Source organism: Mesorhizobium sp. B1-1-8 (genome assembly GCF_006442795.2).
GTDB lineage: Bacteria > Pseudomonadota > Alphaproteobacteria > Rhizobiales > Rhizobiaceae > Mesorhizobium.
On record NZ_CP083956.1, the window covers coordinates 4,653,852 to 4,680,192 of the forward strand.

General features: G+C 64.7%; 26 protein-coding genes. 13 read left to right on the plus strand and 13 right to left on the minus strand.

Annotated elements, in window-relative coordinates:
- The first annotated feature begins 57 nt into the window (after positions 1 to 57).
- On the plus strand, positions 58 to 1,461 hold the full coding sequence (radA, locus tag FJ974_RS22990) for a DNA repair protein RadA (protein ID WP_140534164.1): 1,404 nt from the start codon (positions 58 to 60) through the stop codon (positions 1,459 to 1,461).
- A gap of 41 nt (positions 1,462 to 1,502) precedes the next feature.
- Positions 1,503 to 2,183, plus strand: a complete 681-nt coding sequence (locus FJ974_RS22995) for a CvpA family protein (RefSeq protein WP_140534166.1) — start codon at positions 1,503 to 1,505, stop codon at positions 2,181 to 2,183.
- A gap of 45 nt (positions 2,184 to 2,228) precedes the next feature.
- Here the strand turns inward: FJ974_RS22995 and FJ974_RS23000 are convergent, their stop codons facing one another.
- A complete protein-coding gene (locus FJ974_RS23000) occupies positions 2,229 to 2,744 on the minus strand; it encodes a DUF4826 family protein (protein ID WP_140534168.1) in 516 nt (171 codons plus the stop codon).
- 50 nt (positions 2,745 to 2,794) lie between these two features.
- Here FJ974_RS23000 and purF point away from each other — a divergent pair, with 50 nt between their 5' ends.
- The 3 genes from purF (at position 2,795) to FJ974_RS23015 (ending at position 5,538) form a co-directional block, all read left to right on the plus strand.
- A complete protein-coding gene (gene purF, locus FJ974_RS23005; protein ID WP_140534169.1) occupies positions 2,795 to 4,264 on the plus strand; it encodes an amidophosphoribosyltransferase in 1,470 nt (489 codons plus the stop codon).
- An 86-nt stretch (positions 4,265 to 4,350) separates the two neighbouring features.
- Positions 4,351 to 5,106 carry an SDR family NAD(P)-dependent oxidoreductase gene (locus tag FJ974_RS23010; RefSeq protein ID WP_140534171.1) on the plus strand — a complete coding sequence of 252 codons (756 nt, stop codon included), beginning with the start codon at positions 4,351 to 4,353 and terminating at the stop codon, positions 5,104 to 5,106.
- 207 nt (positions 5,107 to 5,313) lie between these two features.
- Positions 5,314 to 5,538 carry a hypothetical protein gene (locus FJ974_RS23015; protein ID WP_140534173.1) on the plus strand — a complete coding sequence of 75 codons (225 nt, stop codon included), beginning with the start codon at positions 5,314 to 5,316 and terminating at the stop codon, positions 5,536 to 5,538.
- Positions 5,539 to 5,695: 157 nt separating this feature from the next.
- Here FJ974_RS23015 and FJ974_RS23020 read toward each other — a convergent pair whose 3' ends face one another.
- Positions 5,696 to 6,199: an OsmC family protein gene (locus FJ974_RS23020; protein ID WP_140534174.1), complete on the minus strand. Its 504-nt coding sequence runs from the start codon at positions 6,197 to 6,199 to the stop codon at positions 5,696 to 5,698.
- 371 nt (positions 6,200 to 6,570) lie between these two features.
- On the opposite strand from FJ974_RS23020, the gene FJ974_RS23025 reads away from it, so the two are divergent.
- The 3 genes from FJ974_RS23025 (at position 6,571) to FJ974_RS23035 (ending at position 10,067) form a co-directional block, all read left to right on the plus strand.
- Entirely contained in the window at positions 6,571 to 8,073 is a 1,503-nt protein-coding gene (locus FJ974_RS23025; protein WP_140534176.1) for a S10 family peptidase, read from the plus strand.
- Between the two features lie 136 nt (positions 8,074 to 8,209).
- A complete protein-coding gene (locus FJ974_RS23030; protein WP_140534178.1) occupies positions 8,210 to 9,097 on the plus strand; it encodes a DMT family transporter in 888 nt (295 codons plus the stop codon).
- Positions 9,098 to 9,167: 70 nt separating this feature from the next.
- Positions 9,168 to 10,067: a DMT family transporter gene (locus FJ974_RS23035; protein WP_140534179.1), complete on the plus strand. Its 900-nt coding sequence runs from the start codon at positions 9,168 to 9,170 to the stop codon at positions 10,065 to 10,067.
- 140 nt (positions 10,068 to 10,207) lie between these two features.
- Here FJ974_RS23035 and FJ974_RS23040 read toward each other — a convergent pair whose 3' ends face one another.
- Positions 10,208 to 11,062, minus strand: coding sequence for a LysR substrate-binding domain-containing protein (locus tag FJ974_RS23040; RefSeq protein WP_140534181.1), 855 nt, complete (start codon positions 11,060 to 11,062; stop codon positions 10,208 to 10,210).
- A gap of 112 nt (positions 11,063 to 11,174) precedes the next feature.
- Here FJ974_RS23040 and FJ974_RS23045 point away from each other — a divergent pair, with 112 nt between their 5' ends.
- Together FJ974_RS23045 and FJ974_RS23050 are read left to right on the plus strand one after the other, a co-directional pair.
- Positions 11,175 to 11,582 (plus strand): tautomerase family protein, encoded by a 408-nt coding sequence (locus tag FJ974_RS23045; protein ID WP_140534182.1) that lies wholly within the window; start codon positions 11,175 to 11,177, stop codon positions 11,580 to 11,582.
- Positions 11,583 to 11,885: 303 nt separating this feature from the next.
- Positions 11,886 to 14,108: an AMP-binding protein gene (locus FJ974_RS23050; RefSeq protein ID WP_140534184.1), complete on the plus strand. Its 2,223-nt coding sequence runs from the start codon at positions 11,886 to 11,888 to the stop codon at positions 14,106 to 14,108.
- 157 nt (positions 14,109 to 14,265) lie between these two features.
- On the opposite strand, the gene pssA is transcribed toward FJ974_RS23050, so the two are convergent.
- The 7 genes from pssA to FJ974_RS23085 all read right to left on the minus strand — a co-directional run bounded on the left by pssA (position 14,266) and on the right by FJ974_RS23085 (position 21,842).
- The gene (pssA, locus tag FJ974_RS23055) at positions 14,266 to 15,081 is read right to left on the minus strand and encodes a CDP-diacylglycerol--serine O-phosphatidyltransferase (RefSeq protein WP_140534185.1); all 816 of its coding nucleotides are present in this window, start codon (positions 15,079 to 15,081) and stop codon (positions 14,266 to 14,268) included.
- Positions 15,082 to 15,084: 3 nt separating this feature from the next.
- Positions 15,085 to 15,783 (minus strand): phosphatidylserine decarboxylase, encoded by a 699-nt coding sequence (locus FJ974_RS23060; RefSeq protein WP_140534187.1) that lies wholly within the window; start codon positions 15,781 to 15,783, stop codon positions 15,085 to 15,087.
- A gap of 124 nt (positions 15,784 to 15,907) precedes the next feature.
- On the minus strand, positions 15,908 to 17,164 hold the full coding sequence (locus FJ974_RS23065) for a DUF4375 domain-containing protein (protein WP_140534189.1): 1,257 nt from the start codon (positions 17,162 to 17,164) through the stop codon (positions 15,908 to 15,910).
- A 128-nt stretch (positions 17,165 to 17,292) separates the two neighbouring features.
- Entirely contained in the window at positions 17,293 to 17,634 is a 342-nt protein-coding gene (locus FJ974_RS23070) for an antibiotic biosynthesis monooxygenase (RefSeq protein ID WP_140534190.1), read from the minus strand.
- Between the two features lie 252 nt (positions 17,635 to 17,886).
- The gene (locus tag FJ974_RS23075) at positions 17,887 to 19,770 is read right to left on the minus strand and encodes an ABCB family ABC transporter ATP-binding protein/permease (protein ID WP_140534192.1); all 1,884 of its coding nucleotides are present in this window, start codon (positions 19,768 to 19,770) and stop codon (positions 17,887 to 17,889) included.
- Between the two features lie 25 nt (positions 19,771 to 19,795).
- Positions 19,796 to 20,128: an ArsR/SmtB family transcription factor gene (locus tag FJ974_RS23080; protein ID WP_140534193.1), complete on the minus strand. Its 333-nt coding sequence runs from the start codon at positions 20,126 to 20,128 to the stop codon at positions 19,796 to 19,798.
- Positions 20,129 to 20,360: 232 nt separating this feature from the next.
- On the minus strand, positions 20,361 to 21,842 hold the full coding sequence (locus tag FJ974_RS23085) for a LysM peptidoglycan-binding domain-containing protein (protein ID WP_140534195.1): 1,482 nt from the start codon (positions 21,840 to 21,842) through the stop codon (positions 20,361 to 20,363).
- 118 nt (positions 21,843 to 21,960) lie between these two features.
- Between FJ974_RS23085 and FJ974_RS23090 the strand changes: the two genes are divergently transcribed.
- Together FJ974_RS23090 and FJ974_RS23095 are read left to right on the plus strand one after the other, a co-directional pair.
- Positions 21,961 to 22,572 (plus strand): TIGR00730 family Rossman fold protein, encoded by a 612-nt coding sequence (locus tag FJ974_RS23090; protein ID WP_140534197.1) that lies wholly within the window; start codon positions 21,961 to 21,963, stop codon positions 22,570 to 22,572.
- A 183-nt stretch (positions 22,573 to 22,755) separates the two neighbouring features.
- Positions 22,756 to 23,253, plus strand: coding sequence for an anthrone oxygenase family protein (locus tag FJ974_RS23095; protein ID WP_140538791.1), 498 nt, complete (start codon positions 22,756 to 22,758; stop codon positions 23,251 to 23,253).
- 13 nt (positions 23,254 to 23,266) lie between these two features.
- Here FJ974_RS23095 and FJ974_RS23100 read toward each other — a convergent pair whose 3' ends face one another.
- On the minus strand, positions 23,267 to 24,058 hold the full coding sequence (locus FJ974_RS23100; RefSeq protein WP_140538790.1) for a methyltransferase domain-containing protein: 792 nt from the start codon (positions 24,056 to 24,058) through the stop codon (positions 23,267 to 23,269).
- A 236-nt stretch (positions 24,059 to 24,294) separates the two neighbouring features.
- Between FJ974_RS23100 and FJ974_RS23105 the strand changes: the two genes are divergently transcribed.
- On the plus strand, positions 24,295 to 25,074 hold the full coding sequence (locus tag FJ974_RS23105) for a glucose 1-dehydrogenase (RefSeq protein WP_140538789.1): 780 nt from the start codon (positions 24,295 to 24,297) through the stop codon (positions 25,072 to 25,074).
- Positions 25,075 to 25,108: 34 nt separating this feature from the next.
- Here FJ974_RS23105 and FJ974_RS23110 read toward each other — a convergent pair whose 3' ends face one another.
- Together FJ974_RS23110 and FJ974_RS23115 are read right to left on the minus strand one after the other, a co-directional pair.
- Positions 25,109 to 25,612 (minus strand): DoxX family protein, encoded by a 504-nt coding sequence (locus FJ974_RS23110; RefSeq protein WP_140538788.1) that lies wholly within the window; start codon positions 25,610 to 25,612, stop codon positions 25,109 to 25,111.
- Between the two features lie 238 nt (positions 25,613 to 25,850).
- Positions 25,851 to 26,312, minus strand: coding sequence for a tetratricopeptide repeat protein (locus FJ974_RS23115; protein ID WP_140538787.1), 462 nt, complete (start codon positions 26,310 to 26,312; stop codon positions 25,851 to 25,853).
- Positions 26,313 to 26,341: the final 29 nt, after the last annotated feature.

The window sequence follows — 26,341 nt, forward strand, 5'->3', positions numbered from 1 at the left end:
ACCCTAGCAAACGCGGACAGTCGCAGTCGGCGTCTGTTCGAAGCCGGGCGCAACTGCATGGCTAAATCCCGCGTTCAGTTCATCTGCCAGAATTGCGGCTCGGTGCATCAGCGCTGGGCCGGCAAGTGCGATGCCTGCGGCGAGTGGAACACGCTGGTCGAGGAAGGCACCGCGGGCGGCATCGGCTCGGGGCCGGCCAACACGCGCAACGCCCGCAAGGGCCGCGCCGTGGTGCTGACCAGCCTTTCCGGCGACATCGAGGACGCGCCGCGCATCGTTTCGGGCATCGGCGAGCTCGACCGTGCCACCGGCGGCGGCTTCGTGCGCGGCTCCGCACTTCTGGTCGGCGGCGATCCGGGCATCGGCAAGTCGACGCTGCTCACGCAAGCCGCGGCCGCCCTTGCCTCGAAGGGCCACCGCATCGTCTATGTCTCGGGCGAGGAGGCCGTCGCCCAGATCAGGCTCAGGGCGCAACGTCTCGGTGTTGCCGCCACGCCGGTCGAGCTTGCCGCCGAGACCAATGTCGAGGACATCCTGGCGACCATCGCCGACGGCAAGCGGCCCGACCTCGTCATCCTTGATTCGATCCAGACGCTATGGACCGACCTTGCCGACTCCGCGCCCGGCACCGTCACTCAGGTGCGCGCCGCCGCCCAGGCGATGATCCGCTATGCGAAATCCACCGGCGCTGCCATCGTGCTGGTCGGCCATGTCACCAAGGAAGGCCAGATCGCCGGCCCGCGCGTCGTCGAGCACATGGTCGACGCCGTGCTCTATTTCGAGGGCGAAGGCAATCATCACTTCCGTATCTTGCGCACCGTGAAGAACCGTTTCGGGCCAACCGACGAGATCGGTGTCTTCGAGATGTCGGACAGGGGCCTAAGAGAGGTCTCCAACCCGTCGGAATTGTTCCTCGGCGAACGGCATGCGAAATCGCCGGGCGCCGCCGTCTTTGCCGGCATGGAAGGGACGAGGCCGGTGCTGGTCGAGATCCAGGCGCTTGTTGCGTCCTCCTCGCTCGGCACTCCGCGCCGCGCCGTGGTCGGTTGGGACGGCGCCAGGCTGTCGATGGTGCTGGCGGTGCTGGAGGCGCATTGCGGGGTGCGCTTCGGCCAGCACGACGTCTATCTCAACGTCGCCGGCGGCTATCGCATCTCGGAGCCGGCTGCCGATCTCGCGGTCGCGGCTGCACTGGTTTCCTCGCTCACCGGTCTTGCCCTTCCCGCCGATTGCGTCTATTTCGGCGAAATCAGCCTGTCGGGCGCGGTGAGGCCGGTTGCACATGCGCAGCAACGCCTTAAAGAGGCCGAAAAGCTGGGTTTTGGAAGCGCGGTGCTGCCCTTGGGCAGCGAGGAACTTGCCGGGGGGATCGGGGCCGGCGCTTTCCAGCCCACCGAGCTGGCCGACCTGGTGGCGCGCATAGCCGGCTCACGGCGCAGCCGCGCCGACGAGGGGGAGTGATACGGCTCGTCGAGCCGGAAGACAGGAGTGGGGCGAAAGATATGCCGATTACGCTGCTTGACGGAATTCTCGTCGGCTTCACCCTGGTTTCAGCAATGCTTGCGATGGTGCGCGGCTTTTCCCGCGAAGTGCTGTCGGTGGTTTCCTGGGTGGCCGCGGCAGCAGCGGCCTATTTTTTCTACAAGCCCCTGCTGCCCTACGTTCAGCCCTATGTCGACAACGACAAGATCGCCATGGCGGCGGCTGCCGGCATCGTCTTCGTCATCGCGCTGATCGTCGTCTCGGTCATCACGATGAAGGTCGCCGACTGGATTATCGATTCGCGCATCGGCGCGCTCGACCGCACGCTCGGCTTCCTCTACGGCGCGGCGCGCGGCATCCTGGTGGTCGCGGTGGCGCTTTTGTTCTTCAACTGGCTGGCCGGCGCCAAGGCGCCTGCCTGGGTCGCCAACGCCAAGTCGCGGCCGCTGCTCGAGAGCATCGGCGCCAAGCTCGAAAGCGTGCTGCCCGAAAACACGGAAGAGCTGGTCAACAAATATACGCATAAGGGCACGCCGACGACCGGAGCGCCGGCGACCACCGACCAGCCCGCGGCCGAGCCGCCGGCCGCCGGCGAAGACAACACGCCGGCGCCCGACGACAGCGAAGGCGAGGCTCCGGCCGACAACGAGCCGACTCCGGCCCCGGCCCCGGCTCCCGCAACTCCGGCGCCGGCAAACTGATCGCATCAGAGTCCACCGCGGAGCTATCGAGGTTACGGGAATCGGTCAGGGGTCGCCGTCCCAAATCTCATCATCATCTGCCCAATCGAGCAGTGTTCTTGCTCTCGATGCAAGAAGCGGTCCTAGGGTCGGGGCATGCTCGGGGACGCCGATCGTGAATTCTTCAAGTTTGCGTCCTTCCGCCATCGCCGCCGCAGCTTCCTTCCACCTCAAACCGAATTCACGAACGGCGGCGCGCGGTGTCCGTTCGGATCCACAGGTTATGCAGTCGGTAGGAACGTCTCCTGAAATAGCCCACCAGCCAACCCAGCCGGGCTGCACGACACTTTCGATCGCCCAAACCGAAACATGTGGGTAGACATGCCACGCAGGCCATTCCCCTACCTTTCCGTGCTGCAAACGCTCCCGGCTCAGATACTCGATCACGTTCTGGCGCTGCGATTCGCACCAAGCCTCTTCTACGACTTCGTCTGGTTGTTCCGGCATGCTGTCACCTCTTAGGGAATAGCTGGTCGAATAAATACAACCGTTGCCTTGATACCCCGGAATTGCCAGTGGCATTACCGGCTTGACTGCATTATATGACGCCTTTCCGCAACGAGGCTTGCCCGATGGCAGACGCAGGCGATATGCTTTCCGCCGAGGCCGACGACCATTTTCACGACGAATGCGGCGTGTTCGGCATTTTCGGCCGGCAGGACGCGGCGGCGATTGTCACGCTCGGCCTGCATGCGCTACAGCATCGCGGCCAGGAAGCCGCCGGCATCGTTTCCTATGACGGCACCCAGTTCCATGTCGAGCGCCATGTCGGCCTGATCGGCGACACCTTCACCAAACAGCGCGTCATCGACAGCCTGCAGGGCAACCGCGCCATTGGCCACACCCGCTACGCCACCACCGGCGGTGCCGGCCTGCGCAACATCCAGCCCTTCTTTGCCGAGCTTAGCGAGGGCGGCCTCGCTGTCGCCCATAACGGCAATCTCACCAATGCGCTTACCGTGCAGCGGGCGCTGCAGAAACAGGGCTCGATCTTTTCCTCGACCTCCGACACCGAGACGCTGCTGCACCTGGTCGCGACCAGCAAGGAGCGCGACTTGAATTCCCGTTTCATCGATGCCGTGCGCCAGGTCGAGGGCGCCTTCTCATTGGTGGCGATGACCGCCAAGAAGATGATCGGCTGCCGCGACCCGCTGGGCATCCGGCCGCTGGTGCTGGGCGACCTTGACGGGGCGTGGATCCTCGCCTCCGAAACCTGCGCGCTCGACATCATCGGCGCCCGCTTCGTGCGGGACATCAAGCCCGGCGAGATGGTGGTGATCACCGCCAAGGGGATCGAAAGCCTGTTCCCGTTCGAGCCGCAAAAGACCCGCTTCTGCATCTTCGAATATGTCTATTTCGCGCGGCCGGATTCGACGGTCGAGGGCCGCAATGTGTATGAGGTGCGCAAGCGCATCGGCGCGGAACTCGCGGTCGAAAGCCCGGTCGAGGCCGACATCGTCGTGCCGGTGCCGGACTCGGGCACGCCGGCGGCGATCGGCTTTTCCCAGGCCGCGGGCATTCCCTTCGAGCTCGGCATCATTCGCAACCATTATGTCGGCCGGACCTTCATCCAGCCCGGCGATTCCATCCGCCACATGGGCGTCAAGCTCAAGCACAACGCCAACCGCCGCATGATCGAGGGCAAGCGCGTGGTGCTGGTCGACGATTCGATCGTGCGCGGCACCACCAGCCAGAAGATCGTGCAGATGGTGCGCGATGCCGGCGCCAGGGAGGTGCACATGCGCATCGCCTCGCCGCCGACCAGCGCGTCCTGCTTCTACGGCGTCGACACGCCGGAGAAATCGAAGCTCTTGGCATCGCGCATGTCGGTGGAAGAGATGGCGGAATTCATCCGCGTCGATTCGCTCGGCTTCCTGTCGATCGACGGACTCTACCGCGCGGTCGGCGAAGCCGGTCGGGACAGCGAGCAACCGCAATTCTGCGACGCCTGCTTCACCGGCCAGTATCCGACCCGCCTGCTCGACTTCGAAGGCCATGACAATGTGCGCACGCTTTCGCTCTTGGCGAACAGCGGGGCGTAAGCCGCAGTATTGTTTTGACGCAATTCCGGACGGAAAAACCGCTACACACTTTTCCTGGAATTGCTCCAGCTCACGGAAATTCTCGCATGACGCTCGACCTCTCCGGCCGCCTCGCGGTCGTCACCGGCGCCTCGCGCGGCATCGGTTATTTCATTGCGAAAGAGCTGGCGGCCGCCGGCGCGCATGTGATCGCGGTGGCACGCACCGTCGGCGGGCTGGAGGAGCTCGACGACCAGATCAAGGCCGAGCGCGCCAGGACCGGCAAGGGCGAAGCCACGCTGGTGCCGCTCGACCTTGCCAACATGGCCGGCATCGACCGGCTGGGCGGCGCCATCCACGAGCGCTGGGGCAAGCTCGACATATTGGTGGCGAACGCCGGCGTGCTCGGCGTCATCTCGCCGATCGGCCATGTCGAAGCGAAAACCTTCGAGAAGGTGATGACCATCAACGTCACCTCGACCTGGCGGCTGATCCGGTCGGTCGACCCGCTGCTCAGGCTCTCCGATGCCGGCCGCGCCATCATCCTGTCGTCCAATGCCGCCCATTCGGCGCGCGCCTTCTGGGCGCCCTACGCGGCTTCCAAGGCGGCCGTCGAGACGATGATGCGCTCCTGGGCGCATGAGACCGAGAGCCTGCCGCTCAGGGTCAATGCCGCCGATCCCGGCGCTACCCGCACGGCGATGCGCGCCCAGGCCATGCCCGGCGAGGATCCGGAGACGCTGCCGCATCCTTCCGAGATCGCCAGGCGCATCGTGCCGCTGGCAAGCCCGGCGCTGAAGGAAACCGGGCTGATCTTCCAAGCCAGGCACAACCGCTTCGTCGCCTACCGGCAGCCGGAATAAAACCTGAGGCGAGCGAAAGACCCTCGGCAAGGTTCTTCGAATACAGGTCATCCGAAGCCGGAGTACCGACATGGGCCGCGGAGCAAGGTCGTTCACGGGTCTGTGACCAGAGCGGTGGAAGCGTGTGCCGCCGCCCTGCTTTCGCCACCGGCGGGGAGTTGCTAGGATCGAACCGACTCCGACATTTCAGCAAAGCGAGGAATTCCCATGGCTGCCACTCCCAGCGTAGCATTGGTCTGGTATCTGGTGATCGCCGGCCCGCAAGGCGGCATGGTGGTGCTGCCCAGCACCTTTGATACCCGCGACCAGTGCACCAACGCCGTCGCCGAATACCAGAAGCAGCCGACACCGGCCGGCTGGGCCGTGCAATGCGTGCCAAGCGCCTCGCCCTTCACCGATGAGGGCGATGCGGAAACGCCATCGGCGCAGTAGTGTAATCTCCCCCCTTGAGGGGGAGATGGCCGGCAGGCCAGAGGGGGTCGCCTCGCGTGGAGCGCCGACCTCTTTCTGAGGTCGGACAACGCCGGCGCTCTACGTGAGACGACCCCCTCTGTCGCCTTCGGCGACATCTCCCCCTCAAGGGGGGAGATCAGCTCGCGCTGACCTTCAACGCCGGTTTCTGGTTGATCGTCTGGAACACCACGCAATAGCGTTCGGTTAGCTTCAGGAGCGAATCGATGCGCTCCTGCGGCTCGTCGGTGTCGAGGTTGAATTTCAGCCGGATTGCGCGAAAGCCAACCGGCACGTCCCTGGCGACGCCCAGCGTGCCGCGAAAATCGAGGTCGCCCTCGGCCTCGACGGTGGCGTTGCCCAGCCTGAACTCCAGCGCCGTCGCCACCGCCTTCAGGGTCACGCCGGCGCAGGCGACCAGCGCTTCCAAAAGCATGTCGCCGGAGCAGAGTTCGAGCCCGGAGCCGCCGGTCGCCGGATGAAGACCCGCCACGGCAAGCGCCCTGCCCGTCTCCACCTTGCAGGCGATCGACTGGTCGTCGAGGCTGCCGCGGGCCCTCAGCGTGATCAGGGCCTGCGAGGCATCCTCGCGGTAGGCCTCCTTGAGCGGCGCCTGCATGGCCTTGAGTGCGGTCGCGTCCATTGTTGCTTCTCCCGTCGGTCTTTGCAGCTTGATAGCACTGTCTTGCAGAGTGCGTGAAGCAAGCGAAGTGGCGGGTTGTTGGATATGCCGGCGGGACAGCGCCCCCCTCTGTCCTGCCGGACATCTCCCCCACTTGGGGGGAGATCAGCCGTCACGCGGACTTTCGCTAATCTGCAACATCGCAGGAGAAGCGCCGGCGCCGGAGCTGCTGATCTCCCCCCTTGTGGGGGAGATGTCCGGCAGGACAGAGGGGGGCGCGAAGGAACGCGGCAGTGGATGTTGATCCCTGTGCCCCCTTTCGCCCGTGCCTTTCCCTTTGACTCCTTTCACATAGGCCATACCTATGCGTGGGTCGTTCCCGTGGAGGCGTCATGCGCATCAGGCTGAAGTTCATCCCCCTCACCCTGCTGTTGCTCGCCGCCTTCGCGCAGCCAAGCTTCGCCGAAACCCCCGAGCGGCCGGCGCCAGCGGGCGGCGTGCTGTCGCTCCTGCCGCCGCCGCAGGTGACCGAGCATTCGATCACTCTGGCCGGGCATAAGCTCGACTACCAGGCCAAGGCAGGCACACTGTCGCTGCTGTCCGGCAAGGGCGATGTGACGGCGGAAATCTTCTATGTCGCCTACACCCAGCAGTCGCCCGCCCCGACGAAGGAGCGTCCGATCACTTTCGTCTTCAACGGCGGCCCGGGCGCGGCATCCGCCTACCTGCATCTTGGCGCGCTCGGACCGCGCATCATCACCACCGCGGCCAATGGCGAATTCCTGCCGTCGCCACAAAAGCTCATCGACAATCCCGACAGCTGGCTCGACATGAGCGACCTCGTCTTCGTCGACCCTGTCGGCACCGGCTACAGCCGCGAGGCGCCCGGCCAGGACACGAAAGCCTTCTGGGGCGTCAATCAGGACGCCAGTTCGATCGGCGCCTTCATCCGCCTCTATCTGGCGCAGAACGGCCGCACCGGATCGCCACTATTCCTCGCCGGCGAAAGCTATGGCGGCTTTCGCGCGGCGCTGCTGGCTCGAACGCTGCAGGAGGACGTGGGCCTCAGCCCGAACGGCATCGTGCTGATCTCGCCGGCGCTGGAGTTCATGCTGGTGCGGCCGGACCAATTCGACCAGTTGCATTGGGCGCTGGAGCTCCCCTCGCTGGCGGCGACACGGCTGAAGGGCGATGGCGTGAGCGGTGACGCTTTGCGCGACAGGCTGGCCGGGGTCGAGCATTACGCGCTTGGCGACTACCTTATGGCGTTGAACAGCGGGCTGGAGCAAGGCGGCAAGCTCGCCAGCGGTCGCGTTTCGGAGATCACCGGCCTGCCGCTCGAGCTCGTCCAGCGAAATTTCGCCCGCATCCCCATCGGCCTTTTCGCGAAGGAATTCCAGCGCGCCAAGGGCAAGGTTCTCAGCCCATACGACGCTTTGGTCGCAACGAGCGACATCGCGCCGGAAAGCGCCCACATCGCCGGCCCCGATCCGGTGCTCGACCGCAGCGTTCCGGTTCTCACATCCGCCTTCGTCGCCTATGCGCGCGACGAGCTGAACTACCACACCGATGTCAGCTACCGGCTGCTCAACGGCGAGATCAGCCACAACTGGGACTACGGCACCTCGGGACAAGGCTATGCCGGTGTCATGAACGACCTGCAGCGGGCGCGCTCGCTCAACCCTTCGCTCGGCGTCGTCATCGTCAACGGCTACACTGACCTCGTCACGCCCTATCTCGCCTCGCGCTACCTGGTGAACCAGATACCCTCGCTCGCCGACGCCAAGCCCATCCGCCTCGACGTCGTGGAAGGCGGGCACATGATGTATCTGAGGCCGGACGGGCGGCGCGCGCTGAAGGAGGCGGCTTCGGAGCTCTACCAGGCGACGCAGTGAGGCCGCTCCAGCCAGCAGCACCCCTGCCCCAATCTCAGGCGTTGCGCTGGCGCAGCGCCGCGCAAGCTTTCGCGCCTATAGCTGGCACCGCGGGCCCGATTGGGGTGGAGCCGCACTCGCAAACAAGCCGATCCCTATGGCCGATGTCGTCGTCCTCGAAAGCCGCGAAAGGGTGCTGGCCGGCATCCTGTTCACCGCGGCTGCCTATTTCCTGTTTTCGACGCAGGACGCGGCAATCAAGCTGCTCGTCGCCGGCATGACGGTGTGGCAGATCATGTTCTTCCGCTCGGTCACGGTGCTTGCCGCCTGCGGCGCGATCGGCGGCCGGCGGCTTTTCGCCGATACCGTCGATTCGCCGATCGTGCGGCCGATGCTGGTGCGCAGCGGCTTCACGCTCGCCGCCTGGCTCTGCTACTACAACGCCGCCCGCTCGCTACAGCTTGCCGAGCTCACCACCATCTATTACGCCGCGCCGATCATCGTTACCGTGCTCTCCGTGGTGATGCTGGGCGAGACGGTGCCGCTGCTGCGCTGGCTCGCCGTAGTCGCCGGCTTCGTTGGCGTCTTCATCGCCTGCGATCCGACGCATCTCGGCCTGTCGCTGCCGGTGCTGCTGGTGCTGGCGGCGGCGCTTTTGTGGGGCATCGCCGTGGTGCTCTTGCGCAAGACGGCGATGCAGGAGCGCACGATGATCCAGCTCGTGCTCAACAATTTCTATTTTCTGCTGTTCTCCACGGTGCCGGCGCTGGTCTGGTGGCGGACGCCCGATGGCGGTCAATTGCTGCTTCTCATCAGCGTCGGCGTGCTCGGCGGCGTCGCCCAATTCATGCTGTTCGAAGGCATGAAGCGGGCGCCGGTGTCGATCGTGGCGCCGTTCGAATATACTTCGCTGGTATGGGCCTTCGCGCTCGGCTTCGCCATCTGGGGCGACGTGCCGCGCGCCGAAGTGTTCATGGGCGCCGCTCTCATCATCGGCGCCGGCCTGCTCATCGTCGGCAACGAACATTTCCGCAAACGGGTTTAGGGACGGTGCTCGTGACAAGATGCTGTCAGCAGGATTGGCGTAGTCTGGCGCGATGACGGATACGCTCGACATGCCTGAAAAGCTCACTGACGGCAGAGCCGACCTTGCGGCCGAGCGTACGCTGGGCATCGTGCTGGTGTCGGCCTCGGCGGTGGCCTTCGCGCTGACAGGCGTGCTGACCAAATCGATCCATGCCGATCCGCTGACCATCACCTGCTGGCGCGGCTTCGTCGGCTCGATCCTGATCACCTTTTATGTGCTGTGGCGGCGGCGCCGTTCGGGTGGGCGCGAAAGCCTCAGGCTCGGCTGGCGCGGCTGGCTGCTGGCGTTCGAAGGAGCGGCGGCCAGCATCGCCTTCATCTCGGCCTTCAAATTCACTTACGTCGCCAATGTCGCGGTCATCTACGCGACCTCGCCCTTCATTGCCGCACTGCTCGCCTTCCTGCTGGTGCGGGAACGGTTCCGGATGCAAACGATGCTGGCGGCGGCCGTCTCGCTGTGCGGCGTCGCCATCATGGTGGGTGCCGGCTTCGGCAGCGGCCATCTGTTCGGCGACGGGCTGGCGCTTTTGATGACCGCCGGCAGCGCGCTCTATATGATTATGGTGCGCGCTTTTCGCGACTCGCCGGTGGTGTGGGCCGGCGCGGTTTCCGCGTTTCTTCTGTTTGTGCTCGGCTGGTTCGTCACCGACCCGCTGGCGGTCACGGTCCGCGACGCGATGCTGCTCGCCACGTTCGGCTGCTCCTTCGCGCTGGCCTCGATCCTGTGGACGGAAGGCTCGCGGCTCATTCCGGCCGCCGAATCCGGCCTGCTCGGCTCGGCCGAGGTGCCTTTCGCCATCCTATTCGCACTGCTCTTCCTCGGCGAGATCCCGCCTATGGCCTCGATCATCGGCGGCGCGATCGTGCTTGGCGCGGTTTTCGCCCATGCGGGAAGGGACTGGATAAAGGCGCGATCGGCCCGCGCGTAAATTATTTTGCGGGGTCACGGAACCATCATTCGGCTCAGGCATTATTGGATCGACGGGTCACCCCCCAAGTCCCCCCAAACCCCTCGACCCGTCCGACTAGAAGCCGACCCCTCACAAAGAGGTCGGCTTTTTCTTTGCGCCTATTGAGCCGTCGCAAGGTTGTCGCCAAGCAGTTCCGCCAGGTCTCGCGCCGGTCGTTCGGCCTCGCGGCTGAGCCGGATGGCGAAGCTGGCCATCGGCACTGGCGGCAGGTCCAGGTCGCGCGGCGCTTCGACAATGCCCGAATGGGCAAAGCGCCGGGTGCGCAGCGTCAGCGCGATGCCGGCATTGACGGCGGTGCGCAGGCCCGCAAGGCTGGCGCTGCCGGCGGCGATGTGGTAGCGGCGGCCGGCGGCGTCGAGCGCATTGAGCGCGGCCTCCCTGAAGCCGCAATAGGGGTCGAGCAGCGCCAGCGGCACTGCTTCCCGCCGCGTCGCCAGCCCCTTGTCGGAGCAGAGCCACAGCATCGGCTCGCTGATAAGCGCCACCTCATCGGGCGACGGCGCGTGGCGCATGACGATGGCGAGGTCGAGCTGGCCCGCCTGCAGCGCCGACCCCAGCTCCAGCGAGCGGCCAACGCGCAGGTCGATGCGGACGCGCGCATGGCTGGCAGCAAAAGCCCTGAGCAGGTCCGGCAGGCCGTGGTCGGCAAAGTCCTGCGTCGTGCCGATGGCGATGCGTCCGCCGGCGCGCGCTCCTTTCAGCGCCAGCCAGGCCTCGGTATGGACGGCAAGGATGCGCCTGGCATGGCCGACAAGATCTTCGCCCGCCAGCGTCAGCCCACGCCCCCTGCCCTGGGGCAAAAGCAGCGGCTCGCCGACGATCTCCTCCAGCCGCTGCATCTGTGCGGTCACCGCGGACGGCGAGCGGCCGACGACGGACGCCGCCTTGGCCAACGAGCCGCCGTCGACAAAGGCGAGGAAGGTTTTCAGCAGATCGGGATCGAGCAGTTCCATACTTCAGAGTTATCGAATCTATTATCAAAAACAATTCGATTTTTTTGATCATACCGTCATGAGATGTTGCTTCATCGGCGGCGAGAAACCGCCTTAATCAAGGAGAGAAAAAATGCCGATCATCAATGTCAGCGTCACCGGCAAGCCGGACGCGAAACTTTCAGCTACGATTGCCAAGGAAGTCACGGAACTCACCGCCACGCATCTGCGCAAGGACCCGACGATCACGGCGGTTGCGATCAGCTACATCGACCCGCAGCACTGGTTCGCCGGCGGCAAGCCGCTGGCCGAACATGGGACGAGCACCTTCTGGCTCGACATCAAGGTCGTCGACGGCACCAACACCAAGCTCGAGCTCGAAGCCTATCTTAAGGCGATCTTCGCCGCCTTCGGCCGCCTGCTCGGCGGCGTGCATGAAGAAAGCTACGCCTTCGTGCACGAGGTGCCGGCGGCCGCTTATGGCTATGGCGGCAAGAGCCAGGAGTTCCGGTTCATCAGCGGGAGATTGAAGGCGGCGTGAGGAGGCTTCTCCTTCTCCCCTTGTGGGAGAAGGTGGATCGGCGCGCAGCGCCGAGACGGATGAGGGGTGCTGGAAGGAACGCGGCGTCGAAAAATCAAATGCTTTTAGGCGTTTAGATCTTTAGCGTAGCGATCCGTCCAACACCCCTCATCCATCCGAGCTTCGCTCGGCCACCTTCTCCCGCAGGGGGAGAAGGAAACGCCGCGCCGCCTTCCACATTGACCTTGCCCGCACTTCCGCTACCCTCTCTGCCGAAGCGGCCGCCCAAGAGCCGCGCCCTGGAGGACGTTGGGAGAGAGCGGCATGATCCTGACCCTGGCGCTGCTGGCAGGCCTTGTCTTTGCATGGCTGCTGATTGCGGTCATCGAGCGGTTCCGCCTCGACTTGCGCTTCACCCAGGCGCTGCTATATGTGCCGTTCAAGCTCGCCTACCGCATTGCCGACGAGCGCATGCGCATGGCGCGCAGCGCGCGGACGCCGGTGATCTATGTCGTCTCGCACCAGTCGCGCATCGAGCCGGCGCTGATGCTGTCGCTGTTGCCCGACGATACGCTGCACATCCTCGACGACGCTTCCGCCCGCTCGCCCTGGCTGGAGCCGTGGCGCGAGCTTGCCCGCACCATCGCTTTCAATGCCGAACATGTCTTCGTCAGCCGCCGGCTGGTCAGGGTGCTGAAGGGCAAGGGGCGGCTCGCCGTCTATCTGCCCGATGCGGTCGAGCCCGATGTGAAGTCATTCCGCCTCTTCCGCGCGATCACCCGCATCGCCATGCAGGCCGATGCCCGAATCGTGCCGATCTTCGTCGCCGGCTCCCGCGACCTGCCGCTGTCGCTGACGCCCGCCGACAAGGCGCCGCGCCACTGGTTCCCACGCCTGTCGATCAGTGCGCTGGAGCCGATGACTATCGCCGAACTGGTGGCGCGCAATCCCGACATGGCCTCCAACACCAATGCGCTCTTCGATCGCTTCGCCGAAGCGCGGCTCTACGGCAGCAATCTCGACCGCGGCCTGTTCCTGGCCATTCGCGACGCCGCCGACCGGGTTGGCGCCTCGCATCAAATCATCGAGGACGTCATCTCCGGCGCGCTCTCCTACCGCAAGATGTTCATCGGCGCGCGCGTGCTCGGCCGCCGCTTCGAGGCGGTGACGGCGCCGGGTGAAGCCGTCGGCCTGCTTCTGCCCAATGCCAATGGCGTGGTGCTGTCCTTCGTCGGCCTGATCTCGGCCGGCCGGATCGCCGCGATGATCAATTACACGGCTGGGCCGGCAAGCGTCACCGCCGCCGTCCGTACCGCCGTGATCCGCACTGTGATCTCGTCGCGCGCGTTCATCGAGAAGGCAAGCATTGAAGACATCGTCGCCGCAGTCGAGGCGGGCGGCGCCAAAATGCTGTGGCTGGAGGACCTGCGCGAAAGCGTGACGACCTTGGACAAGGTCGCGGCGGCACTCTTCTGGCGGTTCCCGCTGCAGCGGCAGCAGGCGGCAAAACCGGCGGTGATCCTGTTTACCTCGGGCTCGGAAGGCACGCCGAAGGCAGTGGTGTTGTCGCACCGCAACCTCTACGCCAACGCCATGCAGGCCGAGGCCCGCATCACGATCTCTCCGGCCGACATCCTGCTCAACGTGCTGCCGGTGTTCCACTCCTTCGGCCTGACCGGCGGCACCATCCTGCCGCTGGTGACCGGCGTAAAACTGTTCCTCTACCCCTCGCCGCTGCATTACAAGATCATCCCCGAGATCGCCCGCAAGGTGAAGCCGACGGTCATGTTCGGCACCGACACCTTCCTCGCCAACTACGCCCGCACCGCCAAGGACGGCGATTTTTCCAGCCTGCGCTTTGTCGTGGCCGGCGCGGAAGCCGTGAAGCCGGAGACGCGGCGCACCTACCGCGACCGCTTCCAGGCAGCGATCATCGAAGGTTTTGGGCTGACCGAAGCCGCTCCGGTGGTTGCCGTCAACACCGCCATCCATAACCGCGACGGCACCGTCGGCCGCCTGCTGCCGGCGATCCGCATGAAGCTCGAACCGGTCGAAGGCATCGCCGATGCCGGCCGGCTGTGGCTCGACGGACCGAACATGATGATGGGCTACATGACCGCCGAGCGTCCTGGCGAGTTGCAGCCGCTGGAGGGCTGGCACGATACCGGTGACATTGTCTCTGTCGACCGCGACGGCTTCATCACCATTCGCGGCCGGGCAAAACGCTTCGCCAAGATCGCAGGCGAGATGGTGTCGCTGGGCGCGGTCGAGATGCTGGTGCAGTCGTTATGGCCGGAGGAGCACCATGCGGCCGTGGCGGTGCCGGACAAAAGGCGCGGCGAGCGCATCGTGCTGGTCACCACCGCCGGCGATGCCAACCCGGAAGAGTTGCGCCAGTTCGGCAAGAAGACCGGTGCGGCCGAACTGATGGTGCCCAACGACATCGTCAAGGTGGAAGAGATCCCGGTGCTGGGCTCGGGCAAGACCGATTATGTCTCGGCGCGCAAGCTGGCGATCGATAGGTTGGGGTTGAGTGCTGCTGCCTGATCTCCCCCCTTGAGGGGGAGATGTCGCCGAAGGCGACAGAGGGGGTCGCCTCGCTTGAAGCGCCAACGTCCATTTAGCAGCAGGCCGAGCCCAGTCGGACCGACCCCCTCTGGCCGCTTCGCGGCCATCTTCCCCTCAAGCGGAGAGATTCACGGCGCTACCCGATATCCGAAGGCGGCACCTTTTCCCCTTCGCGCATGGCGCGCTTCGAATAGGCGCGCACGCTGAAAGGCAGGAAGAGGAGGTATCCCGCGACGGAAGCCGTCAGCGTGTACCAAGGATAGGCCATCAACAGCAGGACATAGAGCACGACCGCCAGGATGACCGGCAGCACCCTGTCGCCCGGTATCTTGACGCTCTTGCCGGAATAGACCGGCAGCCGGCTGACCAGCAGGAAAGCGACCAGCACGGTGAAGCCGGAGGCAATGAAAGCCACTGGTCGGCTGGGTTCCAGACCAAGCCGCAGGAAAGAGAGATAGAGCGGCAGCATGACCAGCACGGCGCCTGCCGGCGCCGGCACGCCGACGAAATACTCGCTCTGCCATACCGGCTGGTCGGTTTCGTCGGTCAGCACGTTGAAGCGGGCGAGCCGCATGCCGCAGGCGATGGTGAACAGGAGCGCGGCGATCCAGCCGGGCGAGCCGGCGCGGTCGAGCAGGAAGGCGTAGAGCACCAGCGCCGGAGCGACGCCAAAATTGACGATGTCGGCCAGCGAATCCATCTGGGCGCCGAATTTCGAGGTCGCCTTCAGCATGCGTGCCAGGCGGCCGTCGATGCCGTCGAGGAAGGCGGCGAGCAGCACCATGACGACAGCCGTCTCGAAACGGTTCTCGAAGGCGAAGCGGATGCCGGACAGGCCGGCGCAGATGGCGAGCACGGTGACCAGATTGGGCAGCACCATGCGCATCGGGATCTCGCGGATGCGCGGACCGCCGCTGGCGTGGGCCTCGAATTTCTTGAACGGAGCGCCCACCGTTCAGGAAATCCTGACCAATGGCGTGACGGCTATGCCGCCGAACTCGGCCAGCACCGTCTCGCCGCCAACAGCCGTCTGGCCGACGGCGACGCGCGGCACGGCGCTCGGGGGCAGGAAGACATCGACACGCGAGCCGAAACGGATCAGGCCGAAACGCTCGCCAATGGCGATCGCACCGCCGGCCTCGGCCCAGCAGACGATGCGGCGCGCCACAAGCCCGGCGATCTGCACGGCGGCGACGGTGCCGTTGGGGCTGTCGATGACCACGCCGTTGCGCTCGTTCTCGGTGCTTGCCTTGTCGAGCTCGGCGTTGAGGAATTTGCCGGGCCTGTGCTCGATCCTCGCTATCTTGCCGCGCACGGGAGCGCGGTTGATGTGGCAGGAAAAAACGTTCATGAACACCGAGATGCGGGTCATCTCGGTGGCGCCAAGGCCAAGCTCGCGCGGCGGCATGGCCGGACCGACCGCGGAAATCACCCCGTCGGCCGGGCTCACCACGAACCGGTCGTCGACCGGCGTGACGCGCTCGGGATCGCGATAGAAATAGATGCACCAGCCGGTGAGGATGAGGCCGATCCAGAACAGGACCGAGGAGAAATAGCCGAGGAAAAGCGTTGCCGCGCCGAAGGCGGCGATGAAGGGATAGCCCTCGCGATGGATCGGAACGAACGTATTCTTGATCGTGTCGAGAAGCGTCATGGGGGTTGGGGGCGGTCCCTGTTTCAGGTTGCGCCTCAATAGCGGAAAGCCCCCTTGCCCGCAACGCAACAATGGGGGAGGATGGCGGGTCCCGGAGGCGGATGCCGCGAACGCGGGCCGATACCTACTCGGCGGCAGCGAAGCGATCAAAGTGCGCGTCGAGTTCAGGCATCGTAGTCTCGGCGAGCTTTTCGTAATCTTCGCCACTCAACAGTACACTGCCATTCGGCGAAGACAGGGAGAGGAAGGTCCGGTCAGACGCCAGCACCACCCAATTCACCACTGGCCCTTCCGCCGTTTGCGCCACCGAGTTGGCTGAAACGATAGCACCCAGCGGATCGAAGCCTGCCTTGCGCAGCAGAAGGTCGACAGCGACGGGGGCATGATTTTGTTCAGACAGTTGGATGACCGTCTCAATCTCCGACTGTTCCGCGCGCCCTAGCCGTATCCCAATCTTCGGAGCACTAGCTCCCAATAGGTTCTCACCCGGGCGAATTACCGGAGGATCGTCGGGGGGAATGTACTCATAAACCGCGACGTGTGTCTTTGTCGGGGCGCATAACCGGAGCTCATCGGCACTGGTACGCAGATGAAAGACCATTTGTTTTTCGCCTTCGACATCCAGGATCCTTGCCGTCCCCAGCGCCAGCTTGATCTCCGACGGCGACGCCTGAGCGCAGGCGAGGCCGGCGCCGACGTCGCGCTGGCTCAACATCTGGCTCACCAGTTTGCTGACCGACTCATGAAGAAGCCTACATTCACGCTCGGGGTTGGCTATAACGAGTTGATCGATCGCATCGTCGTAGTCATCATCATCGACAATCTGCAAATCAGGCCAAGAAGCGATCCAGTGCGCGAGTAAGTCATCCATCGGCGCGACTTCATCCGCTTCGTAGAATGCGTCATCGAGCGTATCCAGGAAATCGTCGCGGCCACCCTCGAAGCCCGTTTGCTTCGCTGCTTCGTCGGGATGCTTGGCAACCCAGGCTGACATTTTTTCCAAAGTCGTCAACTGCCCCTTTGCCCCACAAGCGGCGAGTCCAGCTCGGCAGTTAGCAATCACAGTGTCGATTTCCCTGCCCGCATTGTGGACGAATTGGCTATGGCCGCCGTTCTTTACCTCCGAGGAATACCAGTCCGCGTGAAAGACCTGCATCGCCTTGGGATTGATCTCCGGATAGCGATAGAGCCCTTTGGAAGTCATAATCACGGCGAATTGCATGATGGCGACAACGAGCTGAAAAGGCTGTTCACCAGCCCCTTCAATCTTCGAACGGGGCACCATAATCAAGGGCACGAGGAGGCTGCCTCCTTTATCCTCGGAAGCCAGCAATTTCTTTGTGGAAGCTCCTTTGGATTTGCGCGAGAAGAGCCCAAACATCGAACGTTTTTCCGCGTTGCTGCCGAGACAATATCAGTAGCCGTTTGAGATAAAAGCCCTTAGTTGATCTATTGAACGGAACGAGCGACGCCCGCATCGACCAGGCGCCGCTGCGCTAGGGTAACTCCTTACAACTCCGGCAAGCGCCGGTAGTTGGCGATGTCGGCCTTGACGCCGAGGCGCTTGATCGTCTCCTGCGGGCTGAAGGCGATGCGCTCTTGCGCGGCCCTGACGATCGGCACCACCTTGTCGACCGCCGCCTGGCTTTCCCATTCGACGATGGTGACGAGGTTGAACTCGCCTGGGCCGGAGAACTGCTCGAGCAGGAAATCCTGCACAAAGCCTTCCTGTTGGCGCAGCAATTCGTGCGTCATCCTGGCCTTGCTGAGGATTTCTTCGCGTGCCTCGGCCGGGACGACGAATTTGTCGACGCGGAACACGCTGCCGGTGCGTTGATTTTCAGTGCTCATTTCGATCCGTCTCCGTTGGCAGTGTTGGTTGGCAGGAGGCTCGGAGACGGTTTGCAAGCTCAAGGTAAGTTGAGGTCAAGAGGATTTTGCCGGAAATCTCCCCCCTTGAGGGGGAGATGGCCGCAAAGCGGCCGGAGGGGGTCGTCTCACATAGAGAGCCGACGTCGTTTTTTGTCACTGAAAGCGTTGGCGCTCCACGCGCGGCGACCCCCTCTGTCGCCTTCGGCGACATCTCCCCCTCAAGGGGGGAGATCAGCTAACCTCCGAAGTGCGCCTCCTCACCACAACCCCAAACTCGTCGCTCTCGCGGGCGCGGCGCAGCCGCTCTTCGGCTTCGGTCGCTTCGCGCTGGCGGTCCCACATCGAGGCGTAGAGACCGTGCTTGCGCAGCAGCGCCGCATGGGTGCCGCGCTCGGCGATCTGGCCGTCCTTGAGCACGATGATCTCGTCGGCCGAGATCACCGTCGACAGCCGGTGGGCAATCACAATGGTGGTGCGGCCCTTGCTGACCAGGTCGAGCGCCGCCTGGATCTCCTGCTCGGTGTGGCTGTCCAGCGCGGACGTCGCTTCATCGAGCATCAGGATCGGCGGCGCCTTGAGGATGGTGCGGGCGATCGCCACGCGCTGCTTCTCGCCACCGGAGAGTTTCAGCCCGCGCTCGCCGACCATCGCGCGATAGCCTTCCGGCAGCTTGTCGATGAACGGCCCGATCTGGGCAAGCTCGGCCGCCTTGCGCACCTCGTCCTCGCTGGCGCCGACGCGACCGTAGCGGATGTTGTAGGCGATGGTGTCGTTGAAGAGCACCGTGTCCTGCGGCACCATGCCGAGCATGGCGCGCAGGCTCTCCTGGGTGACGTCGCGAATGTCCTGGCCGTCGATCAGCACCTGGCCTGCCTGCACGTCGTAGAAGCGGAACAAAAGCCTGGAGATAGTCGACTTGCCGGCGCCCGACGGACCGACGATCGCCACGGTCTTGCCTGCCGGCACCTCGAAGGACACGCCTTTCAGGATCTTGCGGTTCGGGTCGTAGGAAAAGTGCACGTCGCGGAACTCGACCTTGCCCGGGCCGACCTTGAGCGGCCTGGCGTCGGGCTTGTCGACGATCTCCTGCGGCACGTCGAGCAGGTCGAACATGTGCTCGATATCGGTCAGCCCCTGGCGGATCTCGCGGTAGATGAAGCCGATGAAGTTGAGCGGCACCGAAAGCTGGATCAGCATGGCGTTGATGAAGACGAAATCGCCGACCGTCTGCGTGCCGGCCTGCACCTCCAGCGCCGACATACACATGACGATGACAGTGCCGAGGCCGAAGACGAGGCCCTGGCCGAAATTCAGCCAGCCGAGCGAGGTCCAGGTCCGCGTCGCGGCGATCTCGTAGCGGGCCATCGAGCGGTCGAAACGCTCGGCCTCCATGCGCTCATTGGTGAAATACTTGACCGTCTCGAAATTGAGCAGCGAGTCGATCGCCTTGGTGTTGGCGTCGGTGTCGCTGTCGTTCATGTCGCGGCGGATGGAGATGCGCCAGTCGCTGGCCTTGACCGTGAACCAGACGTAGATCCAGACGGTGACCGCCACCACGGCCACGTATTTCCAGCCATAGGTGAAGGCGAAAATAGCGGCGGTCAGCGCGAATTCGAGAATGGTCGGCGCCGTGTTCAGCATGATGAAGCGCACGATCGTCTCGATGCCCTTGGTGCCGCGCTCGATGATGCGCGACAGGCCGCCGGTGCGGCGTTCCAGATGGAAGCGCAGCGACAGCTGGTGCATGTGGACGAAGGTGCGGAAAGCGAGCTGGCGCACCGCGTACTGGCCGACGCGGGCAAACAGCGCATCGCGCAACTGGTTGAAGCCGAGCTGCACCAGACGCAGCACATTATAGGCGATGACCAGCATCACCGGGGCCAGCAGGAAGGACGGCAGCGGCGGCGGCGTCTTCGAGCCGTGGGCCAGCGCGTCGGTCGCCCATTTGAAGAAATAGGGCCCGGCGACCAGCGTCACCTTGGCGACGACCAGAAGCAGCGTCGCCCAGGTGACGCGGGCCCTGAGGTCGGCGCGATCCGCCGGCCACATATAGGGCCACAGATTGCGCAATGTCGTGAGGGTGTCGGCTTCGGCGGATACGGTCTTTTCGGCCACTTTTCTTGCCTTTTGGGTCAGAGGGTCAGCGGTTGGGCGAGCAGGAGCTGACAAGTTCATGAAGCGAGGCGGACACACCGGCCAACGCCGCGTGGTCGACCGCGTAACGCGAGCGCTGGCGGTCGGGCTCAAAGCGGACGAGGCCGGCCTCGACCAGGATTTTCAGATGCTGCGAAACGGTCGACTGGGCGAGGTCGAGATGGTCGACCACCTCGCGGCAGCAGCAGGAGCGGCTGGCGGAGAGATGTTTCAGGATCTCGATGCGCGCCGGGTGCGATAGCGCTGCAAGCCGCGCGGCGATGGCGCGGCTGTCGGGCGCGCGGTCGGCACAGCAGTTTTCGGATGGGGATTCGGTCATCGTCTATCGGCGATAGACGATGAAGGATGAGAGGGCAAGCTGCGCCGATGGGTAGATCGCCAATCTCCCCCCTTGAGGGGGAGATGTCGCCGAAGGCGACAGAGGGGGTCGTCTCACGTAGATCGCCGACGCCTTTTCGTCACGCAGGACGTTGGCGCCCCACGCGCGGCGACCCCCTCTGGCCGCTTTGCGGCCATCTCCCCCTCAAGGGGGGAGATTACCCGCCGCACTACTACGGCTTCGCCGGCGCTTCCGTCACCTGGTCGCCCATGGCCTTCATGTCGGCGGCCTCGCCTTCCTTCGACTTGCCGGGCACCTTGAACACCTGGCCGGGCCAGATGCGATTGGGATTGCGGATCTGATCCTGGTTGGCGAGATAGATGGTCGAGTAGCGCACGCCACGGCCGTAGACCCGCTGCGAGATCCGCCACAGCGTGTCGTTGCGGCGGATGATGACGGCGCTGCCAGCATGTTCGAGCTTGGGCGCGACGGCTTCGGGCACATCGGTGGCCGGCGTCGCTTCCGCAACCTTGGCAGTCGCCTCGGTTGAGGTGGCAGGCCTGGCCTGCGCGGACTGAGACCCCGCACCTTGAACCTGCGTGAGCTTGGTTTCGGCGGGCTTGGCTTCGCCCGGCGCGACGGCGGCGACCGACTCGCCGGCCTCGCGCTCGAACGGCACCGCGGCGCGGGCGACGACCTTGACGCCGTCACCATCCAGGCCATCGACATGGATGGTGTGATTGCCGACCGGAATGTCGCGCGCCGCCTCGATCAGGAAATGGCCGTCCGGCGAGGTTTGCGCATCGCCGAGCAGCATCTCGTCGGCATAGGCGCGCACCTTGCGGCCGGGATCGGCGATGCCGGCGACGAATATCTTGCTGCCGTCGATCTCGACAGCCTCGACGGCGATCTTGGCTTCTGCCGGAGCGGCAGCGGCAGGCGCTTTCGCTGCAGGGGTGGCTGCTTGGCCGGTTGCGGCCGGAGCCGCCGCTGATGGCGCCGAGGCCGTGCCCGAAGCAGCCGGCGCCTGTGCGACGGGAGCGGCGGCCTGATCGGCAGGTGCGACCGGCTGCGGCACGGTGAGCAGCTCCGACGGCTTGCCCGGCTCCTCGACCATCGCCAGCACCTGGCCGGTCGGGCTCTGCGGCACCGAAACGACGGCGGTCTGGGCCGAGGCGACGGTCGTGCCGCCAAGCGTCTGGCGCAGCGTGATCGTGTAGTCGCCGGGCTTCAGCGGATCGTCAAGCACGATGGCGAAGGCGCCGTCGGGGCCGGCGTCGGTCGAGCCGAGCGCAGTCCCCCCATTCAGGATCTCGACCTTGGCTTTGGGCGCGGCGCTGCCGGCGACAACGATCGAGCCATTGCCTTCGACGCGCACGACATCGAAGCTCGGCAGCGTGGGACCGGCAGCGGCAGGCGCCTGAGCGGCCGGCGAGGATGCAGCCGGAGCCGCAGGAGCCATGGTGTTGTTGGCGGGCGCCATCGTGTTGTTTGCGGCCGGCGCCATTGAATTGGCCGGAGGCTGCGGCAGGCGCGCCTCGGTGGTTGTGCCGGCGGGCGCTGCCGGCTTGGTGTCCGCTGGCGGAAGCGCCGCGATCTGCGTCGGCTTCTGGTCGACATACGGATCGAGCGCACCCGAGCCATAGGCGACCGCCGCGACGGCGACAACGCCGCCCGCCGCGAACAGAAACGCCTTCGAAGAATTGATAGCCATGCTCTGCCCTACCCCCTTAGCCACCTAACGCCGGTCTAGCGTGTTTTGTCCAAATCGACAAGAAAAAGCCCGCCTCTGGGCTTGACCCAGCCAACCGTCCCCATCACCAATCATCGCCATGAACACGATTCGATCCGTCTGCGTCTATTGCGGTTCGTCTCCGGGCCGCGACGAGGCCTACGTCAAGGCCGGGCACCTGCTCGGCCGCTCGCTCGCCAAATCCGGTTTGCGCCTCGTCTATGGCGGCGGCACCAAGGGTATCATGGGTGCGGTTGCCGAAGGGGCGCTCAAGGCCGGCGGCAAAGTGACCGGCATCATCCCGCGCTTCCTGATCAACAAAGAAGCGACCGAGAGCGCGCTGGACAAGCTCGACGAACTCCTGATCACCGACAACATGCACGAGCGCAAGCACAGGATGTTCGAGAAATCCGACGCCTTTGTGGCGCTGCCGGGCGGCATCGGCACGGTCGAGGAGATCGTCGAGATCATGACCTGGGGGCAGCTCGGCCACCACCGCAAGCCGATCGTCTTCGCCAACGTCAGAGGTTTTTGGGATCCGATGCTTGCGCTGGTCGACCACATGTTGGCGGAAGGCTTCATCCATACCGCGCAGCGGGTCAAGCCGCTGGTCGTCAACGACCCCGAGGCCATCGTCGCCGCCATCATGGTGGCTGGTTCGTCGGTCGACGCGCCGACGGAGGGCATGCAATCGGTGATAGACAAAATGTAAGGAAGTAGGGGAGTAAGGGAGTATGTAGGAATGCCGGCTGATGAAGCGCGTCCCCTACTCCCCTACTCCCCTACTCCCCTACTCCCCTACCTTTGACCGAACCAGCCGGGAACCTGGAGGACCTGACATCGTTGCACGGACAGTCGCCTTTGACCTGCGCCTGCACGAGGAAACCGAGTTCGAATGTTGAACGCACTCCAAGTCCTGACGGTGATGATCGTTGCGCTGCCGATGGCGCTTTCCGTTGCACACGCCCTGGAGCTTCCCGGCAAGATGCGGCTCGAGGAGAATACCTATCGTGCCGTGCAGCGGATCTACTATCCCGGGTTCACCATCGGCGGCGCGGCCGAACCATTGAGTGTGGTCGCAACCGGCCTTCTGTTGGTCCTGACGCCGAGCGGAACCGTGGCTTTCTGGCTCGTACTGACGGCGTTTGTGGCCATGCTTGCCACTGTTGCCGTCTACTGGCTCGCTGTTCACCCAGTCAACAAGTACTGGATGGAGGGACAGGCCGTAAGCACGTCCGGCGCTGTGTTTTTTGGCGCCGGCTCAACGCCGGAGAGTCGGCAGCCGAAATGGACGGAGTTCCGCGACCGATGGGAGCGTTCGCACGTGGCGCGGGCGATTTTGACCAGCGTCGGCTTGCTGGCGCTGGTGATTTCACTCGTCGTTCGCCCGTAGGCAAGGTTCGGCTTCAGGCCTTTTGGGCTACACACTCGCACCGGCATCGCAAATAGACGGCGTCAGGCTCCGCTCCCCAGACGTTCCAGGACGATAGCGCCTGATCGAGTTCCGCCTGTGTCGCGAGCCCCCTTTCGATCAGCTTCGGGCCGAGAGACTTCAGGCTGCGCCTGGCATCCCCGACCGCTTCGTGGCGGGTCGCGGCATCGGCGCTGTGGTTGACGTAGCTGGCTCCCGTCCAAACCGGCACAAAACCGTGCGCCCGCAGAATCGCGCCTTGCCGGCGCCCGAACTGGAGGGCGTCAGGCCCGTCATGTTCGTACCATCGCTGCCAGAGGTCGAGCGAGGTTCGCAGGCCCGGCAGGTCGGGATGAAGGATGTTGCCGCCGATATCGGCATCGCGCGTGGCAACCAGACCTCCCAGCCGCAGCACCCGCCTCGCCTCAGCGAGCGTTCTGGCCAGCATCGACGCATCCTGATGGTAAAGGACGGCGTGGAAGAAGACGGCGTCGAAGGTTTCGTCATCGAACGGCAAGGCCGTCATATCGGCTTCGCGGAACGACAGATTGCTCAGTCCGGCCGTCTCGGCCAGTTCATTCGCCGCCGCGATCGACCGGCCCTGGATATCGACGCCCACAGCCAAGCCGACATGAGGGGCCATAGTCGCGGTGATGTTTCCCGGTCCGCAGCCAATGTCGAGCAGCCGCATGCCGGGTTTCAGGAAAGGCAGGAAGAAGGCGGACGATTCCTGCCCTCGCTTCTGCTGAAAGCTCAGGATCGAGCCGTCGTACATCGGCTTTTTCATATCGGCGACACGTCCGCGAATCCATGGCGGATATGATCCCTCATTCCGCTCGGTGCGACCAGCCTTCGGGCGTTGAGGTGATCGAGGTAGCGACCGATGTCATCGTCGGGGCCGCGCATCATGGCGCGACTGCGGCGAGCGCTTGCACTTTATCAAGCTCCACGGCACGCTGGTGAATGTTGGCCAAGGATGTCGTTTCGATGATCGTCACCAGCAAATCCGGATGAAGGTGCAAATTGCGTTCGACTGAATATCTCCGCCACCTCTTCAGCCTCGAGGGCAAGCACGCCTTCATCACCGGCGCCAGCCGTGGTCTTGGACTCGCCTTCGCCGAGGCGCTTGCCGGCGCCGGCGCGCGCGTCACGCTCGGCGGCCGCAAGACGGACGAGCTCAAGCTTGCCGGCGACACACTGCGGGCCGAAGGCCTTGATGCCGCGGAAGCGGTGATCGACGTGACCGATACGCATTCGGTGGACCAGGCGATAGCGGCGGTGGAAGCCGGTACCCCGATCGACATCCTCATCAACAATGCCGGCATCCAGCGCCGGGCGCCGCTTGAGACGTTTTCCGACGCCGACTGGGACGAGCTGATGGCGACCAATCTCGATGGCGTGTTCAAGGTCAGCCGGGCGGTGGTGAAAGGCATGATCGCGCGCCGCAGCGGCGTCATCATCAACGTCTCCTCGGTTCAAAGCGCGCTCGCCCGCCCCTCGATCGCCCCCTATGCCGCGAGCAAGGGCGCCATCACCATGCTGACCAAGTCGATGGCCGGCGAATGGGGCCAGTACGGCATCCGCGTCAACGCCATTGCCCCGGGCTATTTCAAGACCGAGCTCAACGCGGCGCTGGTCGCCGACGAGACATTCTCCAGCTGGCTGACCGGCCGCACGCCGATGCGGCGCTGGGGCGAGGTGCGCGAGCTCGCGGGCGCTGCTGTGTTCCTGGCCTCGGATGCCGCGAGCTTCGTGACGGGGCAGACGTTGCTGGTGGATGGCGGGATTACGAGCGTGCTGTAGAAACGCGGCGCTTAGCTCTGCGGAGTTCAACCTCTCAAATCGGCAGGCTGGTCTCGCCGGTCGATAAATGCGGTTCGATCGTTTTGGATACGATCGCGGCTGTTTTCGTACCTGCCCTGCCGTTCACAAATCCGGCCAGCACCCTGTCCACCGAAAGCCTGCCCGAGCCGGCGAGCGCCAGGATGAACATCCCGCCGGCGATGGCGAGATCCTTCTCGAAATGCAGCAGCTCGTTCTGGCTGGCGAAGTTGGTGTGGAAGAGGCTTGCCGTCATCAGGCAGAACAGGCCGAGCGCGACGGCGCCGAGGCGGGTCAGGATGCCGAGAGCGACGGAGAGGCCGGCGCCGAGTTGCAGCGCGATGGTGGCGAGAAGCAGCGGGGTGCCGACGCCGAGCGCGGCCATCGCCTTCCGGGCGCCTTCGAAATGTGTCGCCAGCACCAGCGCCTCATGCACGAAGATCAGCGAAAGGAGCAGGCGGCCGGCAAGCAGGGTCACGTCCCTGATATGGAGCTTTGCGGCGATTTCGGTCGGCGTCATGGTCGGCTCCTATTCGGCAAAAAAATCCAACGCTGCGTCTCTCCGAATGCGCGAGTGCGCAAACTCGGAGTTGAAAGGTCGGAGCCGGCGGAGGGAGAGCGATGCCGGCTCCGATTTTCGGGCGCCAACCGCCGGCGCCCAAAAAAGCTGGGTGGGTGGAGGCCGGGCCGGCGCCAAGCCCCTCGCCGGCCGCCTCGCTGCCACCTCTCCCCCACTTTGTGGGCGAGGAAACGAGGTCCTACTTCGTCACCTTGCTGTCGATGGCCTTCTGCAGGTCCTCGCGTTCCTCGCAACCCGCCGGGCAGAGCTTTTCCAGCGAGGCCAGCTGCTCCTTGGCCTTGGCCATGTCGCCGGTCTCGACATAGAGCTCGCCCAGATATTCATGCGCGGCCTTGTGGTCGGGCTTAAGCTCCAGCGCCTTGGTGTAGTAGGTCAGCGAGGTCTGGTAGTCGCCGGTTTTGCGCAGCGTGAAGCCGAGCAGATTGTAGACGTCGGCCTGCTGGGTGTCCTGCGCGAGGTCGCGCAGGTCGGCCAGCGCGCTTTGATAGTCCTTGGCGTCGATCTTGGCCTTGACGGCCGTCAGGTCCGGCGCATCGGCGCCTTCGATGTCGTCCACGGCATAGGCCGGCACGGCGATGGCGATCGGGGCCGCGGTCAAGACCGCAATGGTGCCAAGCACCGCGAAAAGTGCGTGTTTCATGGGAGTTGTCGCTTTCTGTTCAGGATCCG

Coding starts and splice junctions, on each gene's coding strand:
- radA (WP_140534164.1), top strand. CDS start 58: ATGGCTAAATCCCGCGTTCAGTTCATCTGCCAGAATTGCGGCTCGGTG.
- FJ974_RS22995 (WP_140534166.1), top strand. CDS start 1,503: ATGCCGATTACGCTGCTTGACGGAATTCTCGTCGGCTTCACCCTGGTT.
- FJ974_RS23000 (WP_140534168.1), bottom strand. CDS start 2,744: ATGCCACTGGCAATTCCGGGGTATCAAGGCAACGGTTGTATTTATTCG.
- purF (WP_140534169.1), top strand. CDS start 2,795: ATGGCAGACGCAGGCGATATGCTTTCCGCCGAGGCCGACGACCATTTT.
- FJ974_RS23010 (WP_140534171.1), top strand. CDS start 4,351: ATGACGCTCGACCTCTCCGGCCGCCTCGCGGTCGTCACCGGCGCCTCG.
- FJ974_RS23015 (WP_140534173.1), top strand. CDS start 5,314: ATGGCTGCCACTCCCAGCGTAGCATTGGTCTGGTATCTGGTGATCGCC.
- FJ974_RS23020 (WP_140534174.1), bottom strand. CDS start 6,199: ATGGACGCGACCGCACTCAAGGCCATGCAGGCGCCGCTCAAGGAGGCC.
- FJ974_RS23025 (WP_140534176.1), top strand. CDS start 6,571: ATGCGCATCAGGCTGAAGTTCATCCCCCTCACCCTGCTGTTGCTCGCC.
- FJ974_RS23030 (WP_140534178.1), top strand. CDS start 8,210: ATGGCCGATGTCGTCGTCCTCGAAAGCCGCGAAAGGGTGCTGGCCGGC.
- FJ974_RS23035 (WP_140534179.1), top strand. CDS start 9,168: ATGCCTGAAAAGCTCACTGACGGCAGAGCCGACCTTGCGGCCGAGCGT.
- FJ974_RS23040 (WP_140534181.1), bottom strand. CDS start 11,062: ATGGAACTGCTCGATCCCGATCTGCTGAAAACCTTCCTCGCCTTTGTC.
- FJ974_RS23045 (WP_140534182.1), top strand. CDS start 11,175: ATGCCGATCATCAATGTCAGCGTCACCGGCAAGCCGGACGCGAAACTT.
- FJ974_RS23050 (WP_140534184.1), top strand. CDS start 11,886: ATGATCCTGACCCTGGCGCTGCTGGCAGGCCTTGTCTTTGCATGGCTG.
- FJ974_RS23060 (WP_140534187.1), bottom strand. CDS start 15,783: ATGACGCTTCTCGACACGATCAAGAATACGTTCGTTCCGATCCATCGC.
- FJ974_RS23065 (WP_140534189.1), bottom strand. CDS start 17,164: ATGTTTGGGCTCTTCTCGCGCAAATCCAAAGGAGCTTCCACAAAGAAA.
- FJ974_RS23070 (WP_140534190.1), bottom strand. CDS start 17,634: ATGAGCACTGAAAATCAACGCACCGGCAGCGTGTTCCGCGTCGACAAA.
- FJ974_RS23080 (WP_140534193.1), bottom strand. CDS start 20,128: ATGACCGAATCCCCATCCGAAAACTGCTGTGCCGACCGCGCGCCCGAC.
- FJ974_RS23085 (WP_140534195.1), bottom strand. CDS start 21,842: ATGGCTATCAATTCTTCGAAGGCGTTTCTGTTCGCGGCGGGCGGCGTT.
- FJ974_RS23090 (WP_140534197.1), top strand. CDS start 21,961: ATGAACACGATTCGATCCGTCTGCGTCTATTGCGGTTCGTCTCCGGGC.
- FJ974_RS23095 (WP_140538791.1), top strand. CDS start 22,756: ATGTTGAACGCACTCCAAGTCCTGACGGTGATGATCGTTGCGCTGCCG.
- FJ974_RS23100 (WP_140538790.1), bottom strand. CDS start 24,058: ATGAAAAAGCCGATGTACGACGGCTCGATCCTGAGCTTTCAGCAGAAG.
- FJ974_RS23110 (WP_140538788.1), bottom strand. CDS start 25,612: ATGACGCCGACCGAAATCGCCGCAAAGCTCCATATCAGGGACGTGACC.
- FJ974_RS23115 (WP_140538787.1), bottom strand. CDS start 26,312: ATGAAACACGCACTTTTCGCGGTGCTTGGCACCATTGCGGTCTTGACC.